The organism is Streptomyces sp. NPDC041970 (assembly GCF_055588985.1).
Map to the genome: position 1 here is coordinate 40,766 of NZ_JBVJCD010000024.1, position 17,824 is coordinate 58,589.

Sequence of the window (17,824 nt, forward strand, 5' to 3'; positions counted from 1 at the left end):
GGACGCCGTCCTACGCGGGGGCGGGCGCCGCGAAGGCCCGTCGGCCGTGCACCAGCAGCTCGCGGAGCGCGGGGCCGGGCGTGCTCCTCCAGACGAGGGCGAGCAGGGCGGGCGTTTCGGCGTCGTCGATGGGCCGGGCGACGACCCGGTCGCGGTAGTGCGCCGCCATCGAGTCGCTGAGGACGGCGACGCCGAGGCCGCGGGCGGCGAGGTCGGCGACGGCGTCCGGGGCGCTGGCCTGCAGCGCGATCGCGGGGCGCAGGCCCTGCGCGGCGCAGGCGCGGTCGAACACCGCGCGCAGACCGGTGCCGGGCGGCATACACACGATCGGGTGGGCGACCAGGTCGCGCAGGGTGACCCGCCGCCGCTCCGCCAGCGGGTGCCCGGCCGGAACCGCCGCGACCAGCGACTCGCTGATGATCGTCAGCGTCTCCAGCCCCTCGGGGGCGGCGGTGGTCCCGATGAGAGCCAGGTCGACCGCGCCGGCGCGCACCCCCTCCACGAGCCGGTCGGAATGGTCCTCCAGCAGGGTGATCTCCACGCCGGGGTGCGCCTGGTGGAAGGCGGAGAGAGCGTCGAACAGCGGCGTCACCGTGCAGCCGATGACCATCCCGACCGTGAGCCGCCCCCGGATCAGACCGGTCACCTCGCTCACCGCCTGGCCCATCGCCTCGGCCGCGGCGAGCGCCGCGCGGGCGTGTTCGAGCGCGGCCTCGCCCGCGACGGTGAGGGTGGCGGTGCGCGCCGACCGGTCGAACAGCTCGGCGCCGAGCTCCCGTTCCAACTGGCGGATCTGAGCGCTGACGCCGGACTGGCTGATGTGCATCCGCTCGGCCGCCCGCGTGAAGTTCCGCTCCTCGGCGACCGCGACGAAGTACGCCAACTGCCTCAGCTCCATGACTGGGGATTCTAGTTGCCATGAGAATCATCTGTTGGACTTCTGATCAGGGCCCGAGCAGGCTGGGAGGCGTCGAAGCCGAGCGAGGAGGAAGCCATGCCGGAGCACGAGAAGGCCATGCGCCCCGAGGACATCACCCGCCTGTTCGTCGAGCGGTCCAACGCCGGTGACGCGGCCGGGGTCGCCGCCCTCTACGAAGAGGACGCGGTGCTGGCCTACCCGCCCGGCGAGCGGACGGTGGGCCGGGAGGCGATCCGCGTGCTGTGGGAGAAGGTGCTGGCCGGCAATCCCCGGTTCGAGCTGGAGGATTCGCTGCCGACGCTGGTCAGCGGCGACATCGCCCTCACCTCGACCCCGCCGCGGGACGGGTCGGGCGCTCGGGCCCAGGTCGTCCGGCGCCAGGCGGACGGCAGTTGGCTGCGCCTGCTCGACCAGCCGGAGTTCACCCCTCCCACCCGCTGAGACCGGCGGTCGGGCCGCTCGGCGCACGTCGAGCGGCCTTGCCGGCGCAGGCCCCGCCGAGCGGCCCGGCGTACCGCCCGTACGGCGCGTACCGCCGCCGCCAGAACCCCGTTGCCCGCCGCAGGGCCCCGTGAGAGCATCGAATCCCCCTGGTCCGACACCCTTCGCCGCGGTGCGTCACGCGGACGGAGGGGCCGGGCCGTTGCCATGTCCACCGGTGTGAGCCGCGCACCGCGATACGCGAACGGCGAGTGGTACCGATGCGCACGACAGAGCTGACGGAAGCCCGCATCGAGGATGCGGACAACCTCCTGGTCGCGCCGTCGACCCTGCGGGGCGACGCGGTGGTGCGGGACTTCTTCGGGACGGTGCTCACGCCGGAGGACCTCGCCTCCGGCGCGCCCGACCTCACGGGGAGGACCGTCTACCTGTGCGGCGACCTGTCCGGGGCCGACCGCGGCCGACTGGCGGCGGCCGACCGGGTGTTCGTCGTCCGGGAGCTGTCCCGCGGCTACCGCGAGGACGCCGACGAGCCGTGGACCGTCGTCGGCGTCGGCCGCGTCCCCCTCCGCGTCCACGGCGTCGGCGTGCACTACCGCCGCTTCTTCGAACGCGACGCGGACCACTTCGGACGGATCCGCGCGGAGCACGCGTTCCAGTCCCTGACGGAGTCCACCAAGCCGGGAACGGCCCACCGCAGCGGGATCTACCTGACGCCCGTCACCCGCAGCGGCGACGCACTGAGCTTCCGCCTGCTCCGCTGCTCCACGAACCTCTCGGGGCCGACCGAGAACTTCCGCCCCACGGACACGTACATCGTGGACGCCCTCAACCGCGAGGCCGCCGCCGTCTTCCGCGACCAGGCGCCGCTGAACCACGTCCTCGCGCAGACCTACCACAACACCCGTGCCACGGCGGAGCGCAAGCAGTCCAAGGCGAGGATCTCGGCCCACGCCGACAAGACCAAGGACATGCCGGCCAACGGCGTCATGGCCTTCTGCACCTTCTACGACCGGCTCGACGGGCTGGAGCCCCTGGCCGAGGACGCCTTCGACTACGGGATGAAGGGCGTCAGCGCGCTGACCCGGCTGCGCTTCCGCCTCAAGGAGCCGGCCCAGGAACACGCCGGGGCCCCGCTCCCCCCTCATTTCACCGTGACCCTCCACCCCGGCTCGGTGTTCTTCATGCCGCTGTCCACCAACCGCCTGTACACGCACGAGATCCGGCCCTCGGCACTGGACGCCGACGTGCTGCCGACCCGCCTGGGGTACGTGGTGCGCTGTTCGAGCGCCGAAGCCGTGCACAGGAACGGCCGCACGTTCCTCAGGACGGCAGAGGGCCCGGTGGAGTTGGGGCCGCCCACACCGGACGGCGTGGCGGAGCTGCGCAGGCTGTACGCCGAGGAGAACAAGACCTCGTCCTTCATCGACTACGGCGACGCGTTCCCCTTCAGCATGAACACCGGAGACTACGTTGCCCCTCGGGTCTAGGCTCCCGGACGGCGTCCTCTCGTTCGCCCTGCCGGCCGAGGAGGACTCCTTCACGGAGCTGTCCGCGGCGACGCTTCTGGAAGACGTCGGGAAGGGCCGGCGGGGCGCCGTGCTCACCAGGATCGACGGGACGGGCGGTGTGCCTCTCGTCCGTACCACCACGCGCTACGGCAACCCGGCGCAGCGCTTCCGGCCGGTGCACGAACGGCTGGCGCGGCGGGTGCGGGAGCGCGCGGCGCTTCCGGCGGGCTTCGACAACGCTCTCGTCGAGTGCTACACGAACGCCTACAGGAATATGGGCGGCCATTCCGACCAGGCCCTCGATCTGGCCGACGACTCGTTCATCGCCGTCTTCTCCTGCTACGCCCGTCCCGAGGCGAGCCCGTCGAGAAAGCTGGTCTTCGAGACGAAGGAGCCCGGTGGCGAGACGTTCGCGATCCCTCTCGCCCACGACAGCGTCGTCGCGTTCTCCCTCGCCGCGAACCGGCGGCTCAGGCACCGCATCGTCTGGGACGCGCCCGTCGAGGCGGCGGACAACCCGTGGTTGGGGGTGACGCTGCGCACGTCGAAGACCGTCGTGCGCTTCCACGACGGAGAGGTACGCCTGCCGGGCGGCGCGCGCCTGACGGTGGCCGACGAGGAGCAGAGGCAGGAGTTCTACGCACTCCGGCGCCGCGAGAACAGGGAGACGGACTTCCGCTACCCCCTGCTGACGTACACCGTCAGCGAGAGCGACCTGCTGCCACCCGTCTGACCCGCACACGGGCGCCCGGCGCGTACCTTCCAGGCGGCGGGACCAGTGCAGGTGGGCGAACGCGATCCCCGCGCCCCAGCGTTGGGTGCCGAACCCGGAGCCGTGCTCGGCGCCCACGGGCGGTCTGCGGCTGCACGCCGAGAGCCGGGACCAGGCGGCGGTACTCGTCGTGGTCGCAGCCGCGGTCGGCCGGTGCCGTGGCCGGCCGTTTGGGCTCGCTTTCGGGCAGCGGCTCGTCGAAGGCGTTCTTCCCGGACGACGTCAGACCGTGACCGTGGTGCGTGCTCCTGCCGACATCCGGGCCAAGGGACACGCCACGTCTTGGATCTCGAAATTGTGCCGCCTACCGGGCGTTTACGGTGCCGGCCTCGGCTCGTGTGGTGTGCTCGCGCGCGGGTCCCCTTGTTCTGGTGGCTGCGCCGACATGGATACCGCCGGTTGCATCCTCACACGAGGGATGAGATCGGGCCACTTTGACGCACATCTATTGCCGATGAATCGCCACCCAGGCCTGAAACGATCGTCATGAGGTAACGCTACGAGCGTGAATCCGCAAGTCACCTCGTGCGCAACTGTTCTCCCGCTAATGTTGGCTCTCCGGCAAGGCATCTGAGTGGGCACAGCGACAGCGCTGTCTTCGCCTGCGGATGGACCTGGCCGTCATGCTCTACGGATTGCAGGGGGAGCGAAGAATGAACGTGACAGTCGCGATCACGGCAGCAGGAATGGCGGATGAGCTGCGTTCCCTGCATGAGTGGCTGAATGTCGAGGGGGAGCTCCGGGGCCGGGTGCGGCTGATGCAATCGCCGCCGCCGGCCGGTGCTCTTGGTGCGGTCCCGGAAATGCTCGCCATCGCCCTGGCCCCGGGCGGGGTGTCGGCGGTGCTGGCCAGTGCCGTCATCGCGTGGATGCGGCATCGCACCGGTGAGGTGACGTGCAAACTGACCCGGCAGGACGGGACCAGCGTGGAGGTCTCGGCCCAACGGGTGCGTGGAACGGACGTGGCAGAGGTGCGGGAGCTGGTCTCCGAGTTGGCCCGGACACTGGAGGGCGGCCCCGCCACCGTCGTGGGCGATGAGGTCGAGCCGGCTGTGTCGCCTCGACAGTAGTCTCGATGACCAGTTTGAGCGCGCCCGGTACGCGAGTGCTTCTGATCGGTACCAGTTCGCACAGCGAAACTTCCGGCCTGCCGCCGGTGCCGGCAGTGACGGGCACCTTGGCCGATCTGGGGCAGGTGCTGGTCGAGCGCTGCGGACTGGCTGAGGAGAACCTGCGCGTGATCCGCGACCCGGCGAACCCGACGGAGCTGGGGATCGCCATCGCCCAGGAGGCCGAACGTGCTGAGGGCGTGCTGTGGATCTACTACGTGGGCCACGGGCTGGTCAATCCCGCCGGCGAGCTGTATCTGGCCACCGTCGCTACTGACGCACGCCCAGGCTGGGTGGCCTACACGGCGCTGGCCTACACAGCGGTGCGTGCGTCCCTGCTGCAGACGGGCGCGCGCTCCATCATCGTCGTGCTCGACTGCTGCTTTTCGGGGCGGGCCGTGGGCGTCCTGGGAAGCACCGAAGATCAGGAGGTGGACCTGGCTCGGGTTCACGGCGGGTACGTCCTGGCCGCGGCGGCCAGGGACGAGCTGGCGCTGGCCACACCGGGGGCCCCGCACACCGCCTTCACGGGTGAGTTCATCCGCCTGCTCTCCGAGGGCGACCCGGAGGGCACGCAACAGTTGACGCTACGTCACGCCTACCGTTACCTGGACCGAATGCTTCCCGCGCGGGGCTTTCCCCGCCCCCGTCACCGCGCGAGCGAGTGGATCGACGACTTGGTGTTGTGTCCGAACCCCGCCTACCGGCCGCCTCTTCCGCCGCCCGTCCTGCCGGTGCCGGTCCGCGCTCGTGAGGATGTGACACCGCAGACGTGCCCCTACCCGGGTCTGGCCGCGTTCGGTCCTAGCCAGGCGCAGTGGTTCTTCGGTCGAGAACACGTGGTCACCGAGCTGGCCGGGAGGCTGGCTGGGTGTATGGACGCCACCGACCCGCTGGTCCTCATGGGTCCCTCCGGGGCCGGCAAATCCTCCTTGCTGGGCGCGGGTCTGCTGCCCGCTCTGAGCAAGGGGGCGATGCCGGCACCCGGATCCAGAACGTGGCCGCACTTGCTCATGACCCCGACCGAGCACCCGTTGACGGAAGTGGCCACCCGTCTGGAGCGGCTCGGCGGAGGTCCGGGCGCATTGCTGCGCGAAGAGCTCGAAAGGGACCCGCTTCGCCTCGCCGCGGTCATCCGCGAGATGCTGCGGGCCCGAGCCGGCCGGACGGCGATCACCGGATCACGCCTGGTGCTGGTGGTGGACCAGTTCGAGGAAGTCTTCACCCAGTGCGTCGACAGACGCGAACGCCAGCTATTCGTCAGTGCTCTGTGTGCCGCCGCCGGCGGAGGTGGAGACGAGCCGCCCGCACTGGTGGTCCTGGGCCTGCGATCGGACTTCTCCGACCACTGCGCCGCCTACCCTGAACTGCGGCGCGCTGTACGCGACAACCCCTTCTTCCTCGGGGCGATGACCTCCCACGAATTGCGAGAGGCCATTTCGGAGCCTGCTCGGGTCGCCGGACTGGAACTGCAACCGGGGCTGGCTGAGATCCTGCTGCGCGATCTTGGTGTCGACGACACGGCGCAAGGCTCCGACCCGGAGTCGCTGCCGCTTCTCTCCCACGTTCTGCGTGCCACCTGGCAGCATCGCGAGGGACGCTCCCTGACCGTGGCCGGATACGCGGCCGCAGGCTATGTTCGCAACTCGGTCGAGAACACCGCTGAGGCGATCTACGGTCACTTCGACTCCACCGACCAGCAAATAGCCCGGTCCTTGCTACTGCAGTTGGTCCACATCGGAGAAGGCACCCAGGACACCCGCCGTCGAGCCAATCGCGTCCGGCTGTTCCACGACTCGACCCGTCCGGAGAACGCGGCTGAGGTTCTGGAGCGCCTGGTCGACGCCCAGTTGGTCACCGTCGAGGCGGGAACCGTCTGCATCACCCACGAGGTGTTGCTTCACGCCTGGCCGCGGATGCGCCAGTGGATCAACGATGACCGGTCCGGACTGCGTATTCACCAACGGCTCGCACAAGACGCCGACGTCTGGGATCGGAACGACCGTAACCCTGCTCACCTGTATCGCGGGTCGCGCCTCGGTCTGGCCCAGGAATGGGCCGCGAGCTCCACCCGGCACAGCCACCCCACGCCCCTGCAGAGCAAGTTCCTGAACGCCAGCACCCAAGCCGCCCGCCGACGGAACAAAGCAATGGGCCTGCCTGCTGTCGCCCTGGGCTCGGTCCTGCTGCTCACGGCCGGCTGGCTCGCATGGGACGGCGAGTCCAGGGGCGAGTCAGAAGCGTGGAAGGTCTCGCACCCTCTGTTGCGCATCGGCATCCAGGGGGATCAACCCGGCCTGAGTGTGTATGACCACAAGACGAAACGTTTGTCGGGCTTCGAAGTCGATATGGCCCGCCAGATCGCCCGAAGAATGGGATACGGAAACGCCGAGGTCGAATTTTCCCCTGTGTCGAGCGGTAATCGGAGCAGCGCGTTGCGCTCCGGGCAGGTTGACCTCGTCATCGCTTCCTATTCCATCACGGGTGACCGAAGTCGGGGCATCCACTTCGCCGGCCCGTACTACGAGGCGGGCCGAAGCTTCCTGGTCCGCGAGGAAACGGGCAAGTACACGATCAACGACTCCAGCGCCCTGCGTTCCCTGGGCCTTGGCGTGTGCACCGTACGTGGCTCCACGTACGAGATGGAGCTGCCGAAGCAAGCTTTCACCCTGGCGAAGTCACAGCCCACCCTCCAGAACTGCGTGGACGAGCTGGTGGACCCGAAGTCCGATGTGTACGCGGTGGCATCGGACGACATCCTCCTCGCCGGGTACGAGAGGGCCAACCCGGGCAAGGTGCGGCGGCTGGAGAATCTGGAGGGCGTGGGGAACTACGGCGTGGCCATGCGTCCCGAGAAGCCGTCTTTGAAAGTCGAGGTGTGCTCGGCGCTTCGGAAGATCATGGCCGGTGGCGACTGGCAGGAGATGTACAGGAAACACCTGTCCGGTCTGATGGCGGTCGAACACGCGCCGGCGCCGCCGGAGCTGACGGAGTGTCAAGGCTGATCGCGCACGCTTCTTGTCGTGGGGTCGGGCAGGTGGGTCGTTGGCCCGGTCCTGGGTGACTGCTCCTCGCTGCCAGTCCCTGCCGGCCCGTCGAAGAGTGCTTCGCGAGGCCCAGAGGACACGCTCGGGCCGGTGACCGCGCTGCGCACGCCTCTGCCGGTCCACTTCGAACCGGTGAGGGTTTGCGCGGCACTGCGCGAATGCACGCGTGCACGACCTGCGGCACGCCTGCTGGCGACCTGGCTCAACAGCGGCCTCCCGCGGGCCCGGGTTGCCGCATGGGCCGGCAGCGGCGTGCCCGTCCTTGTGCCGGCGTCGAGAGCGGCCCCTGAGCCTTGCGCAGGGCGGGTTCCGGGGCGGCTTCGCCGAGCATGGGGAGCGTCTGGAGGGGCTTCCCGGGGCCCTGAGCTTGTGGGACGCGCGGGGGGACCCGTAGAACGCCGGTTCCGGCGGGCGCCAGCCGGACTCGGCCCCCAGCGGCGGGGAAGGGCCCGGTGTGCCTCGGAAAGCCATCAGGCGCAGTCTGACCTGCGGAAACGTCGCTCAGTTGCTGCGGCGTCGGTGGCGCCCCCGGCAGGACTCGAACCTGCGGCCAAGCGCTTAGAAGGCACTTATTCTAACGTTATCTCTACCGTCCTGACCTGGCATTTTATAGCTCAGTGACGCATCGTCAGCTGTTTTGGGGGACGCATTTGGGACGATCTTGCTTGCTGACTGGTGGTGGGATCATGGAGGGAGAGTCCGTAGCGATTCAGGAACCCGTTTCCTTGACTACGGGCGCCACGGGCGAGACCTGATCGAGGCGCTGACCATGGATACCACCTTTGACGTAAGGGTCTGGCAGATCGAACGGGGCTCCGGGAAGCTGCGCGAGTCCTACGGGGTCCGCTGGTCCGTCGGTGGAAAGCGCCATCGCAAGACGTTCCAGACGTTCGCGCTGGCCGACGGTTTCCGAGCGGAGCTGGTGACCGCGACGCACGCCGGAGAGCCGTTCAGCATGTCGACCGGCTTGCCGGACCGGCATGAGCCGAGAGCTTCCTCGGTCGGCTGGTATCAATTCGCCGTCCAGTTCACGGACGCCCAGTGGCCGCGTGTGTCGGCGAATCACCGGAAGAACACGGCTCGCACGCTGATGATCGTCACCACTGCGCTGATGGACCGGGATCCACCGGGCGTCCCTTCCCGCCGGGTCCGTACGGCCCTGAGCGATTGGGCGTTCAATACCAAACGCCGCGGCGAGGCCCCGGATGACGTGGTCGCAGTGCTCGGCTGGGTGCGACGGCACACTCCGACCATGGACGCCTGGACCGATCCGCTCATTGTCCAGGACGTGTCTACTGGTGCTGGGGACGCTGCTGGACGGGAGACGGGCGGCCGCTTCGTCCGTGAAGCGGCATCGACGGGTCCTGCATCTGTTGATGAGGTATGCGATCGTCCGCGGCATTCTGATGGCCGACCCTGTTCCCGAGTCGCGGAACCTCACACAGCGGTCTGCCAGTGCGATCGACCGACGCCGTCTGCTGAACGAGCGGCAGGCGGCGCAGCTGCTCGACTGGATCCGCGGCAGGCCGCGCAGCGGGCAAAGACTGCAAGCATTCTTCGCCACGTTGTACTTCACGGGGCTACGTCCAGAAGAAGCGGTCGCGCTGCGTGTCTCGGACCTTGTCCTGCCTGCCTCGGAGGTAGGGCGGTGGGCCGACATCGTGGTCCACACCGCAGAGCCCGAGATCGGGCGCACGTGGACCGACAGTGGAACCCGGCACGATCAGCGACGTCTGAAAGCCAGAGCAGAGGGTGAAACGCGCATAGTGCCGTGCCCTCCGACCTTGTCCACCCTCTTGCGGGCGCGTATCCAGGAGGCGAGCCTGCTCCCCGACGATCGGCTCGTTCCCGGGGAACGCGGCGGAGTTCTCGCCGGTTCTGTCTACCGCCGTATGTGGGATCACGCCCGTAGGGCAACTCTGCCACCCCACGTATACGCGTCACCGACAGGACAACGCGTGTACGACCTGCGGCACACCAGGCTGACGATGTGGCTGAACAACGGCATTCCGCCTGCTCAGGTGGCCGAGTGGGCCGGCACCAGCGTTGCCATGCTGTTCGCCACGTACGCCCAATGCATCAGTGGTCAAGAGCAAGATCTGCGGCAGCGACTCGACGAGATGCCGGACGTCTCGACCACCCTGATCGCGTGATCGTCGGTGAGGGTCACCGCTCCCGCCGGTAGGGGTCGGTGTACGGCTCCATGGACTGGCGGACCTCGTCCCGGACTGGCTCCATGAGGGGCCCGGGGGCGTAGTAGCGGGCGCGGGCCTTGCCGTGGGGGACGAGCCAACCACGGGCCACGAGCTCACGGATATCGCGGATGGCTTGCTGGTCGCTGAGATCGGCGTCCTGCTGGTAGACGGTGCGGCGCACCTTCGCGTCCGAGAACGCGGGCAGCAGGGCATAGACCACCCGCTCGTCCAAACCGGCGGCCTCGACACCTTCGACCAGACGGGTCCAGGCTTGCGACATGACGTCGAAGCGGCGCTGGGCCTGCTGGGCCTGGCGATGGTGGGCGGTCAGGCAGAACCGGATCCAGGGGCGGGTATCCCGCTCGGGGCTCCAGTGCGGGCCGCCCACGTCCTCCAGGATCTGGTAGTAGGCGTACGTGTTCTGTCCCCGGCCGAGCCATTCCTCGATGGAGGAGAATTCGGGCGGCATCAGAGCCTCGCGGGAGAACACCAGAGTGGACAGGGCGCGGGACATGCGCCCGTTGCCGTCCTTCCACGGATGGATCTTGACGAGGTTGAGGTGCGCCATGGAGGCGCGGACGTGGACGGGTGCGTCGAGGTCGCCCTCGTTAAGCCAGTCGATGAACTCCGCCATAAGGGCGGGGACGTCCGCCTGGTCCGGTGCGGTGTAGGCGGGAACCAGGGGGTCATCGGGGCTGGTGACGTAGACGGGTCCGTCGCGCCAGCGGCCGGGGCGCTTGTCGAGGTGGTGGCCCTGGAGCATGAAGTGCAGCCCGTTGAGCAGGCCGGCGTCGTACCGGAAGTCGTCTCCGGCGTCGGCGAGGGCCTGGATGTAAGTCATGCCGCGCTGGTAGCCCTCCAGCTCGGCACGCGTCCTATCCCCGGTCTCCAGTGGTTCCTCACCGGACATGAGGGCTTCTACGTCGTCGACCGTCGCCGCGTACCCCTCGATGGTGTTCGATCCGGCGATCGCGCGGGCGGTGAGGTTGCGGCGCAGCTGGCGGGTCCAGCGTGGGGTGGCACGGAGCATGTGGCGCAGGGAGCGGCGCATGCTCTCGATCTCGTCGAGGGCGCAGCGGTCGTCGGCGTCCAGGGAGGGCGTTACGTACAGCATGACTTCATGACACGATAATTATGTCATGGAGTCAACCTGGCGCTGATGTGATTCCTTGTCCTTGCCCGCAGCTCCGTCGCTGCTGTGGGCTTTTTGGCCGTGACGTGCAGCCTCCCGCTCTTCCGCAGCGCAGCTGGTGGGTGCAGGTATCAGCCCGGCCGCCCCGGTCGTGAAGGTCTCGCCCATGAGCGGACCGGGCGTGCATCCGGTCCCATCGGGTGCCGGAAGGGGCGCAGTGGGTCGACCTCGGCCCAGGGGGTGAGTGCAGCTGCCGGGTCGCCGCGTTCGGGGAGCCAGGCGGCGAGCCGCCGCCAGACCTCGCCGGCGTGGGCCGGGCGGTCGTTCGGTGCCTTTGAGAGGAGTTCAAGCACGAGGGTTTCCAGGTCCGAGGGGGTGTCGGGACGCAGGTCGCGCAGAGGGGTCGGCGGGTGGTCGAGGATCAGGCCGGGGAGCATGAGTTCCGAGCGATGCTCGAAGACGGGTTCGCCGGTGAGCATCTTATGGAGCAGGCAGCCGAGCGCGTACAGGTCCGTGCGGTGGTCGACGGGTTTGCCCAGGATCTGTTCGGGTGTCATGCATTCCAGGCTCCCCGGCCGCTCGCCCGTAGTGGTCAGCTTGGCGGTGCCGGGTTCCAGGAAAGCGGCGACGCCGAAGTCGAGGACCTTGACCACGCCGTCGGTGCGGATGATGACGTTGCGGCCCTTGAGATCGCGGTGGACCACGTCGCGAGCGTGTACGGAGCCGAGGACGGAGGCGATCTGCACCCCAACCGAAGCGGCTTCCTCGATGCTCAGTCGCTCCTGCTCGGCGATCCGGTCCTCAAGGTCGATGCCGGTCACGTACTGCATGACCAGGAAACGTGTGCCGCGTTCCTCGCCGAGGTCGTAGACAGTCGCGATGCCCGTGTGGTCGAGGCGCGCGGCGGCGCGGGCCTCGCGTCGGAAGCGTTCGGCGTCCCGGGCACGCTGGTCCTGAGTCAGGCCAGGGAGAGTGTTCATGGTCTTGAGTGCGACGTCGCGGCCGAGGTGTTCATCGTGGGCGAGCCAGACGACCCCCATGCCGCCGGAGCCGATCTCCCGCTTGATCCGGTAGCGCTTGGCGATCACAGGTCCGATGTCCATGTGCGGGGCGACTCCGTCCGCGTCCGTCTTCGAGGCTCGACGCGCCTGCACGGGCGGGCGCGTCGGACAGAGTGTGGCATGGGCGCGTCGTTCCGTGAACTGACATCTTCGTAACTGAGATTCATTGACTAAGTTCACAGTCGCGTGTTGTGATGTGCGACGTACGATTAAGGGGAGTGTGGCGCACCGCGGTCGGCGGGTGGCTACCGTTGCTCCGTACCGCCTCGGGAACAAGTGGGGAACACGTGGACGTCTTCAAGGTGCACCAGCGGCTCATCCGGGACTACAAGGAGTACACATCCGGATCGGTGGTGATCGACGACGCCCGCATCGACGCCCAGGTGGCGAAGTCGCTCGCCGACGGAGACCAGTGGCCCGACCCTTATCTCTCCCTCAACCCGAGCTTCGCGTCTGGTGGTTCGGTCGAGGATCTCGCGCGGCCGGGGGGGCTGCTGCACCCCGCGTGCGCGGACATCTTCCGTACGGGCAAGGACGAGCGGGGCGCCTCCGTCCGTCCGATCCGCTTCCACCAGCACCAGCTTGAGGCGATCGAGGCGGCCGGCTCCAGGGAGTCGTACGTCCTGACCACCGGTACCGGCTCCGGTAAGAGCCTCGGCTACATCGTGCCGATCGTCGACCGGGTGCTGCGCGAGAAGGAGGCCGGCGCCGCGCCCGGCATCAAGGCGATCATCGTCTACCCGATGAACGCCCTCGCCAATAGCCAGGAGCGTGAGCTGGCGAAGTTCCTCACCGCCGGATACGGCGAGGGGAACGAGCCGGTCACCTATGCCCGCTACACCGGTCAGGAGAGGGAGGGCGAGAAGGAGGCCATCCGCGAGTCCAAGCCGGACATTCTGCTCACCAACTACGTGATGCTGGAGCTGATGCTCACCCGGCCCAAGGAGCGCGAGAAGCTCATCGGGGCTGCCAAGGGCCTGCGCTTCCTCGTCCTCGACGAGCTGCACACCTACCGGGGGCGGCAGGGAGCCGACGTCGCCGTGCTGGTGCGGCGCGTACGCGAGGCATGCGAGTCACCCAGCATGCAGTGCGTGGGCACGTCCGCGACGATGGCCACCGAGGGCACCCCCACCGCGCGCCGCAGCGAGGTCGCCCGTGTCGCCTCCACTCTCTTCGACACGGAGATCTCCCCGGATAGGGTGGTCGGCGAGACCCTGGTGCGGGCGACTGGCGACGCCGTGCCCACACCATCCGAACTCTCCGCGCGGGTGAGGGAGAACAACCCTCCGGCTGAGTACGGGCGGCTGGCCGCCGATCCGCTGGCCCGCTGGATCGAGACCGCCTTTGGCCTGGTCGAGACCGAGGACGAGGACGGCAGCACGCTTCTGGTCCGCGCCGAACCGCTCACCGTGGAGGCCGCTGCGGTGCGTCTGCGCTCCGAGGCGTTCGGTATCGAGGAAGACGACCCGGAGGAACGTTGGTACGCGGCGTGCGCTGAGGCCATCCGGGCCACCCTCCAGGCGGGAGTGGCCGCCCGCGGCGCGGAGGATAACCGCCCGTTGTTCGCCTTCAGGCTGCACCAGTTCCTGTCTAAGGGCGGATCGGTCTACGTCTCCCTGGAGGGAGAGGCCGACCGCCACATCACCCGTACCTATCAGCAGCGCGTCCCGAACGCTCCTGAGAAGCTGCTGCTGCCGCTGTCCTTCTGCCGTGAATGTGGGCAGGAGTACCTGATGGTCGCCCGCGACGAGCGGGACGACGGTTCTGTCGCCTTCCGCACGCGCGAGGACGAGGACGACGAGCAGGGGTATCTGTACATCTCGGCCGTCAACCCGTGGCCGGAGCAGGTCGGCGACGCCATCGAGCAGCGGCGCTTCCCCGACAGCTGGCTCACCTTCGACGAGCGCAAGGGCGCCCCGGTGCTCACCGCGAGCCGTAGGAAGCGGGCGCCGCAGCCGGTGTGGGTGCGCCCGGACGGCACCGGGGGCGGAAGGGTGAACGGCGGCATCTATGCGGCTTACCTGCCTGCTCCGTTCCTCTTCTGCCTGGAATGCGGCGTCGGCTATGAGCAGGTCAAGGAGCGGGACTTCGCCAAGCTGATGACCCTCGACCAGGAGGGTCGCTCGACCGCCACCTCCGTCGTCAGTGCCTCGATCGTGCGTCACCTCAAGAGTATTCCCGAGGGTGAACTCGGTAAGGATGCACGGAAGTTGCTGACCTTTGTCGACAACCGGCAGGACGCGAGTCTGCAGTCGGGCCACTTCAACGACTTCGTCATGGTCACGCAGCTGCGCGGTGCCCTGTACCGGGCGATGGTCGCCGCCAGTGACAAGGGTCTGCGCTGGAAGCGGCTCGGCGAGGACGTGGTGGCGGTGATGGGGCTCTCCCCGCACGAGTACGCGGCCAAGCCCACCGAGATCGAGGAGCTGGCGGAGAGCACGCTGGAGGCGCTGTCCGCGGTCGCCGAATACCGTCTCTTCCTCGACCTGGAACGCGGCTGGCGCGTCACCATGCCCAACCTGGAACAGACCGGGCTGCTCGGTCTGGAGTACGGGGGGCTCGACGCCATCGCCGGCGACGAGGACCGGTGGCGGGACACCGTGGGTCCGCTGCGCACGGCCACTCCCGAGGCACGCCACCGGCTCTCCAAGGTCCTCATGGACGAACTGCGGCGCCAACGGGCCGTGGACACGCCCTACTTCACCGAGGCCAAGTTCGCCGAGCTCCGCAAGGAGTCGGCGCGGCTCAACGACGCGTGGGGGATCGCCGACACGGAGGCGGCACCGCCGCCGGCCAGGTTCGCCGTGGCCCGTCCCGGCCGTCCCGGCCGCACCGGGCGCGGCCGCAGCGAGCTGAACCTGACCGGCCGCACCGCGTTCGGCCGCCATGTCCGCAAGGACACCACCTTCCCCGACTGGGGACAGGGGCTCTCCCTCGACGAGGCCCAGGACGTCATCCGCGACCTGCTCCGTGTGCTGGCCGACGGCGGAGTCCTGGCCGAGGTCTCCCAGGGGCGGGGCGAGGAGCCCGGCTACCGGATCAACCACACCGTCATCCGCTGGCACGCCCGCGACGACGACCACGGTGCCGTGGACCGCCTGCGCCGTACCTACCGTGGCGAGCGTGGCCCTCGCGTCAACGCCTTCTTCAAGCGGCTCTACCAGGACATCGCCGCCACCTTCGCCGGTCTGCACGCCGCCGAGCACACGGCTCAGGTCCACCCCGACGTCCGCCAAGAACGCGAGGATCTGTTCGGCGAGGGCACCCGGCTTCCCCTCCTGTACTGCTCGCCGACGATGGAACTCGGCGTCGACATCAAGAACCTCAACGCCGTCAACCTGCGCAACGTGCCGCCGACCCCTGCCAACTACGCGCAGCGCTCCGGCCGCGCGGGCCGCAGCGGCCAGCCCGCGCTCGTGACCACGTACTGCGCGACCGGCAACAGTCACGACCAGTACTACTTCACCCGGCGCCAGCAGATGGTGGCCGGCCGGGTCGCCCCGCCCCGGCTCGACCTGGCCAACGAGGATCTGCTCGCCTCCCACGTGCACGCGATCTGGCTCGCCGAGACCCGGCTCGATCTCGGCACCAGCATGGCTCGGCTGATCGATGCCGACGGCGACCACCCCTCGCTGGAACTGGCGTCGTCGGTGGCCACGGCCATCGAGGAGCCGGCTGCCCGCCGCCGCGCCCTGGCGCGCGCCCGTACTGTCCTGGACGGCTGTGGCGATCTGCTGCGCACCACGTCCTGGTGGCACGAGCGGTGGCTGGAGCAGACCGTCGAGGCCGCGCCGGGCAGCTTCCGCAAGGCGTGCGGGCGCTGGAAGAACCTCTTCAGGCAAGCCCTCGAAGAACGCGAGATCCAGCACCGCAACATCCTCAACCGCACCGCCACGGGCCGCTCCAAGGACCAGGCCAAGCGCCGCCGCGCGCAGGCCGAGAGCCAACTCTCGCTGCTGCGCAACGAACAGGGCGGCGAGCGGACCGTGATGTCCGACTTCTTCCCCTACCGCTACTTCGCCTCCGAGGGCTTCCTGCCGGGCTACTCCTTCCCCAGGCTGCCGCTCGCCGCGTACATCCCGGGCACCGGCCGCACCAGCCGTGGCGGCTACGACGGCGACTACCTGCAGCGCTCCCGGTTCATCGCGATCCGCGAGTTCGGGCCCGGCGCGCTCATCTACCACGAGGGCAGCCGCTACAAGGTGGACCGGGTGCAGCTGCCGCCGGACACCGCGGGTGAGCTGACCACCGAGAGCGCGAAGGTGTGCGGGGCCTGCGGCTATCTGTCCCCGGAGGAGCAGCACGAGGACGTCTGCACGGGCTGCGGCAGCGGCCTCGGTGACGCGCGGACCGGTCTGCTGCACCTGCACACCGTCTTCACCCACCGCCGAGACCGGATCTCCTCCGACGAGGAGGAGCGCCAGCGCACCGGTTACAAGGTGGAGATCTCGTACCGCTTCAAGAAGCACGAGGACGGTCGCGACGGATCACTGCGTGCCATGGCGCAGACTGCCTCCGGCCGCGCCCTCGCCGAGCTGGCGTACGGAGACAGCGCTACCATCCGGCTCACCAACCTCGGCTACCGTCGTTCCGTCGCCAAGGGCGAGATCGGCTTCTGGATGGACCCGATGACGGGGGAGTGGCTCGCGGGCGGCGCGGCCAAGAAGGGTGGCAGGGAGACTCCCCAGGAGCAGGAAGGACTCGCGGACGCCGAGAAGGCCCACCGCAAGATGCCGGTGATCCCGTACGTGCAGGACACCCGGAACATTCTCGTCCTCCACTTGGCCGAGCCGGTCGACCGGGACACCGCCGTCACCCTTCAGTACGCCCTGGAGCGGGGCATCGAGGCAGAGTTCCAGTTGGAGGACTCCGAACTCGACACCGAGGAGCTGCCGCCGCACGACGGGCCGCGTGAACGCCTCCTGCTCATCGAGAGCGCGGAGGGCGGCGCGGGTGTCCTGCGGCGTCTGCAGGCCGAGCCCGGAGCTCTGGCGCGCGCCGCGCGCAAGGCTCTGGAGATCGCCCACTTCGACCAGCTGGGGCGTGACCGCGGCGACGAGAAGACCAACGGCGACCCGTGTGAGAAGGGTTGCTACGACTGTCTGCTGTCCTTCGCCAACCAGCGTCACCACCGCGTTATCGACCGGCAGCTCGTGCGCGACCTGCTCCAGGCGTTCGCGGACGGCACAGTCGGCGAGTCCACCCCGGGCCGTTCGCGCGACGAGCACGCCGACGTGCTGCGCCAGGGCGCCGACTCCACCCTGGAGGAGCGTTTCGTCGAGTACCTGAGGTCGCACGGCCACCGGCTCCCGGACCACCAGCAGATTAAGGTGCGCGAGGCGCTGTCCAAGCCGGACTTCGTGTACGACACCGGGTTCGGCCCGATCGCGGTCTTCGTCGATGGCCCGCACCACGACCACGACGACATCGTGCTGCGCGACGAGGAGGCGGAGGAACGGCTGAAGGACTTCGGCTGGGAAGTGGTCCGAGTCCGCTACGACGACGACTGGTCCAAGAAAGTTGCCGAGTACCCTCAGGTGTTCGGCGAACCCCGCCGCTGACCTGCGACCGGACGCCTCGCCCAGCAGCGTCGGCCGATGGCCTCCTCCTCCTCGCCCCGTGCGTACGCCAAGCACG

At 69.0% G+C, this 17,824-nt stretch carries 10 protein-coding genes and 1 pseudogene; 7 read left to right on the forward strand and 4 right to left on the reverse strand.

Features of this window, described 5'->3' with window-relative positions:
• Window positions 1-10: 10 nt before the first annotated feature.
• Complete coding sequence (locus ACZ6EJ_RS14470; protein ID WP_469267257.1) at window positions 11-898, reverse strand: LysR family transcriptional regulator; 888 nt, start codon at window positions 896-898, stop codon at window positions 11-13.
• A 96-nt stretch (window positions 899-994) separates the two neighbouring features.
• Between ACZ6EJ_RS14470 and ACZ6EJ_RS14475 the strand changes: the two genes are divergently transcribed.
• From ACZ6EJ_RS14475 to ACZ6EJ_RS14485, 3 genes are all read left to right on the forward strand, one after another.
• Window positions 995-1,360 carry a YybH family protein gene (locus ACZ6EJ_RS14475; RefSeq protein ID WP_469267259.1) on the forward strand — a complete coding sequence of 122 codons (366 nt, stop codon included), beginning with the start codon at window positions 995-997 and terminating at the stop codon, window positions 1,358-1,360.
• Window positions 1,361-1,620: 260 nt separating this feature from the next.
• The gene (locus tag ACZ6EJ_RS14480; RefSeq protein ID WP_469267260.1) at window positions 1,621-2,850 is read left to right on the forward strand and encodes a hypothetical protein; all 1,230 of its coding nucleotides are present in this window, start codon (window positions 1,621-1,623) and stop codon (window positions 2,848-2,850) included.
• Window positions 2,834-3,604 (forward strand): alpha-ketoglutarate-dependent dioxygenase AlkB, encoded by a 771-nt coding sequence (locus tag ACZ6EJ_RS14485; RefSeq protein ID WP_469267261.1) that lies wholly within the window; start codon window positions 2,834-2,836, stop codon window positions 3,602-3,604. Before ACZ6EJ_RS14480 ends, ACZ6EJ_RS14485 begins: the two co-directional genes overlap by 17 nt.
• Before the next feature lie 208 nt (window positions 3,605-3,812).
• Here ACZ6EJ_RS14485 and ACZ6EJ_RS14490 read toward each other — a convergent pair.
• Window positions 3,813-3,931 (reverse strand): annotated as a pseudogene (locus tag ACZ6EJ_RS14490) (IS110 family transposase); the annotation flags it as partial.
• A 365-nt stretch (window positions 3,932-4,296) separates the two neighbouring features.
• Between ACZ6EJ_RS14490 and ACZ6EJ_RS14495 the strand changes: the two are divergent.
• From ACZ6EJ_RS14495 to ACZ6EJ_RS14505, 3 genes are all read left to right on the forward strand, one after another.
• A complete protein-coding gene (locus ACZ6EJ_RS14495) occupies window positions 4,297-4,713 on the forward strand; it encodes an effector-associated constant component EACC1 (protein WP_469267262.1) in 417 nt (138 codons plus the stop codon).
• Between the two features lie 5 nt (window positions 4,714-4,718).
• Window positions 4,719-7,757 carry a caspase, EACC1-associated type gene (locus ACZ6EJ_RS14500; RefSeq protein WP_469267264.1) on the forward strand — a complete coding sequence of 1,013 codons (3,039 nt, stop codon included), beginning with the start codon at window positions 4,719-4,721 and terminating at the stop codon, window positions 7,755-7,757.
• Window positions 7,758-9,097: 1,340 nt separating this feature from the next.
• Window positions 9,098-9,952, forward strand: a complete 855-nt coding sequence (locus tag ACZ6EJ_RS14505; RefSeq protein WP_469267265.1) for a tyrosine-type recombinase/integrase — start codon at window positions 9,098-9,100, stop codon at window positions 9,950-9,952.
• A gap of 13 nt (window positions 9,953-9,965) precedes the next feature.
• On the opposite strand, the gene ACZ6EJ_RS14510 is transcribed toward ACZ6EJ_RS14505, so the two are convergent.
• Window positions 9,966-11,108, reverse strand: a complete 1,143-nt coding sequence (locus ACZ6EJ_RS14510; RefSeq protein WP_469267267.1) for a Fic family protein — start codon at window positions 11,106-11,108, stop codon at window positions 9,966-9,968.
• A gap of 149 nt (window positions 11,109-11,257) precedes the next feature.
• A complete protein-coding gene (locus ACZ6EJ_RS14515) occupies window positions 11,258-12,229 on the reverse strand; it encodes a serine/threonine-protein kinase (RefSeq protein WP_469267269.1) in 972 nt (323 codons plus the stop codon).
• A gap of 245 nt (window positions 12,230-12,474) precedes the next feature.
• Here ACZ6EJ_RS14515 and ACZ6EJ_RS14520 point away from each other — a divergent pair, with 245 nt between their 5' ends.
• A complete protein-coding gene (locus tag ACZ6EJ_RS14520; RefSeq protein ID WP_469267270.1) occupies window positions 12,475-17,748 on the forward strand; it encodes a DEAD/DEAH box helicase in 5,274 nt (1,757 codons plus the stop codon).
• Window positions 17,749-17,824 lie beyond the last annotated feature (76 nt).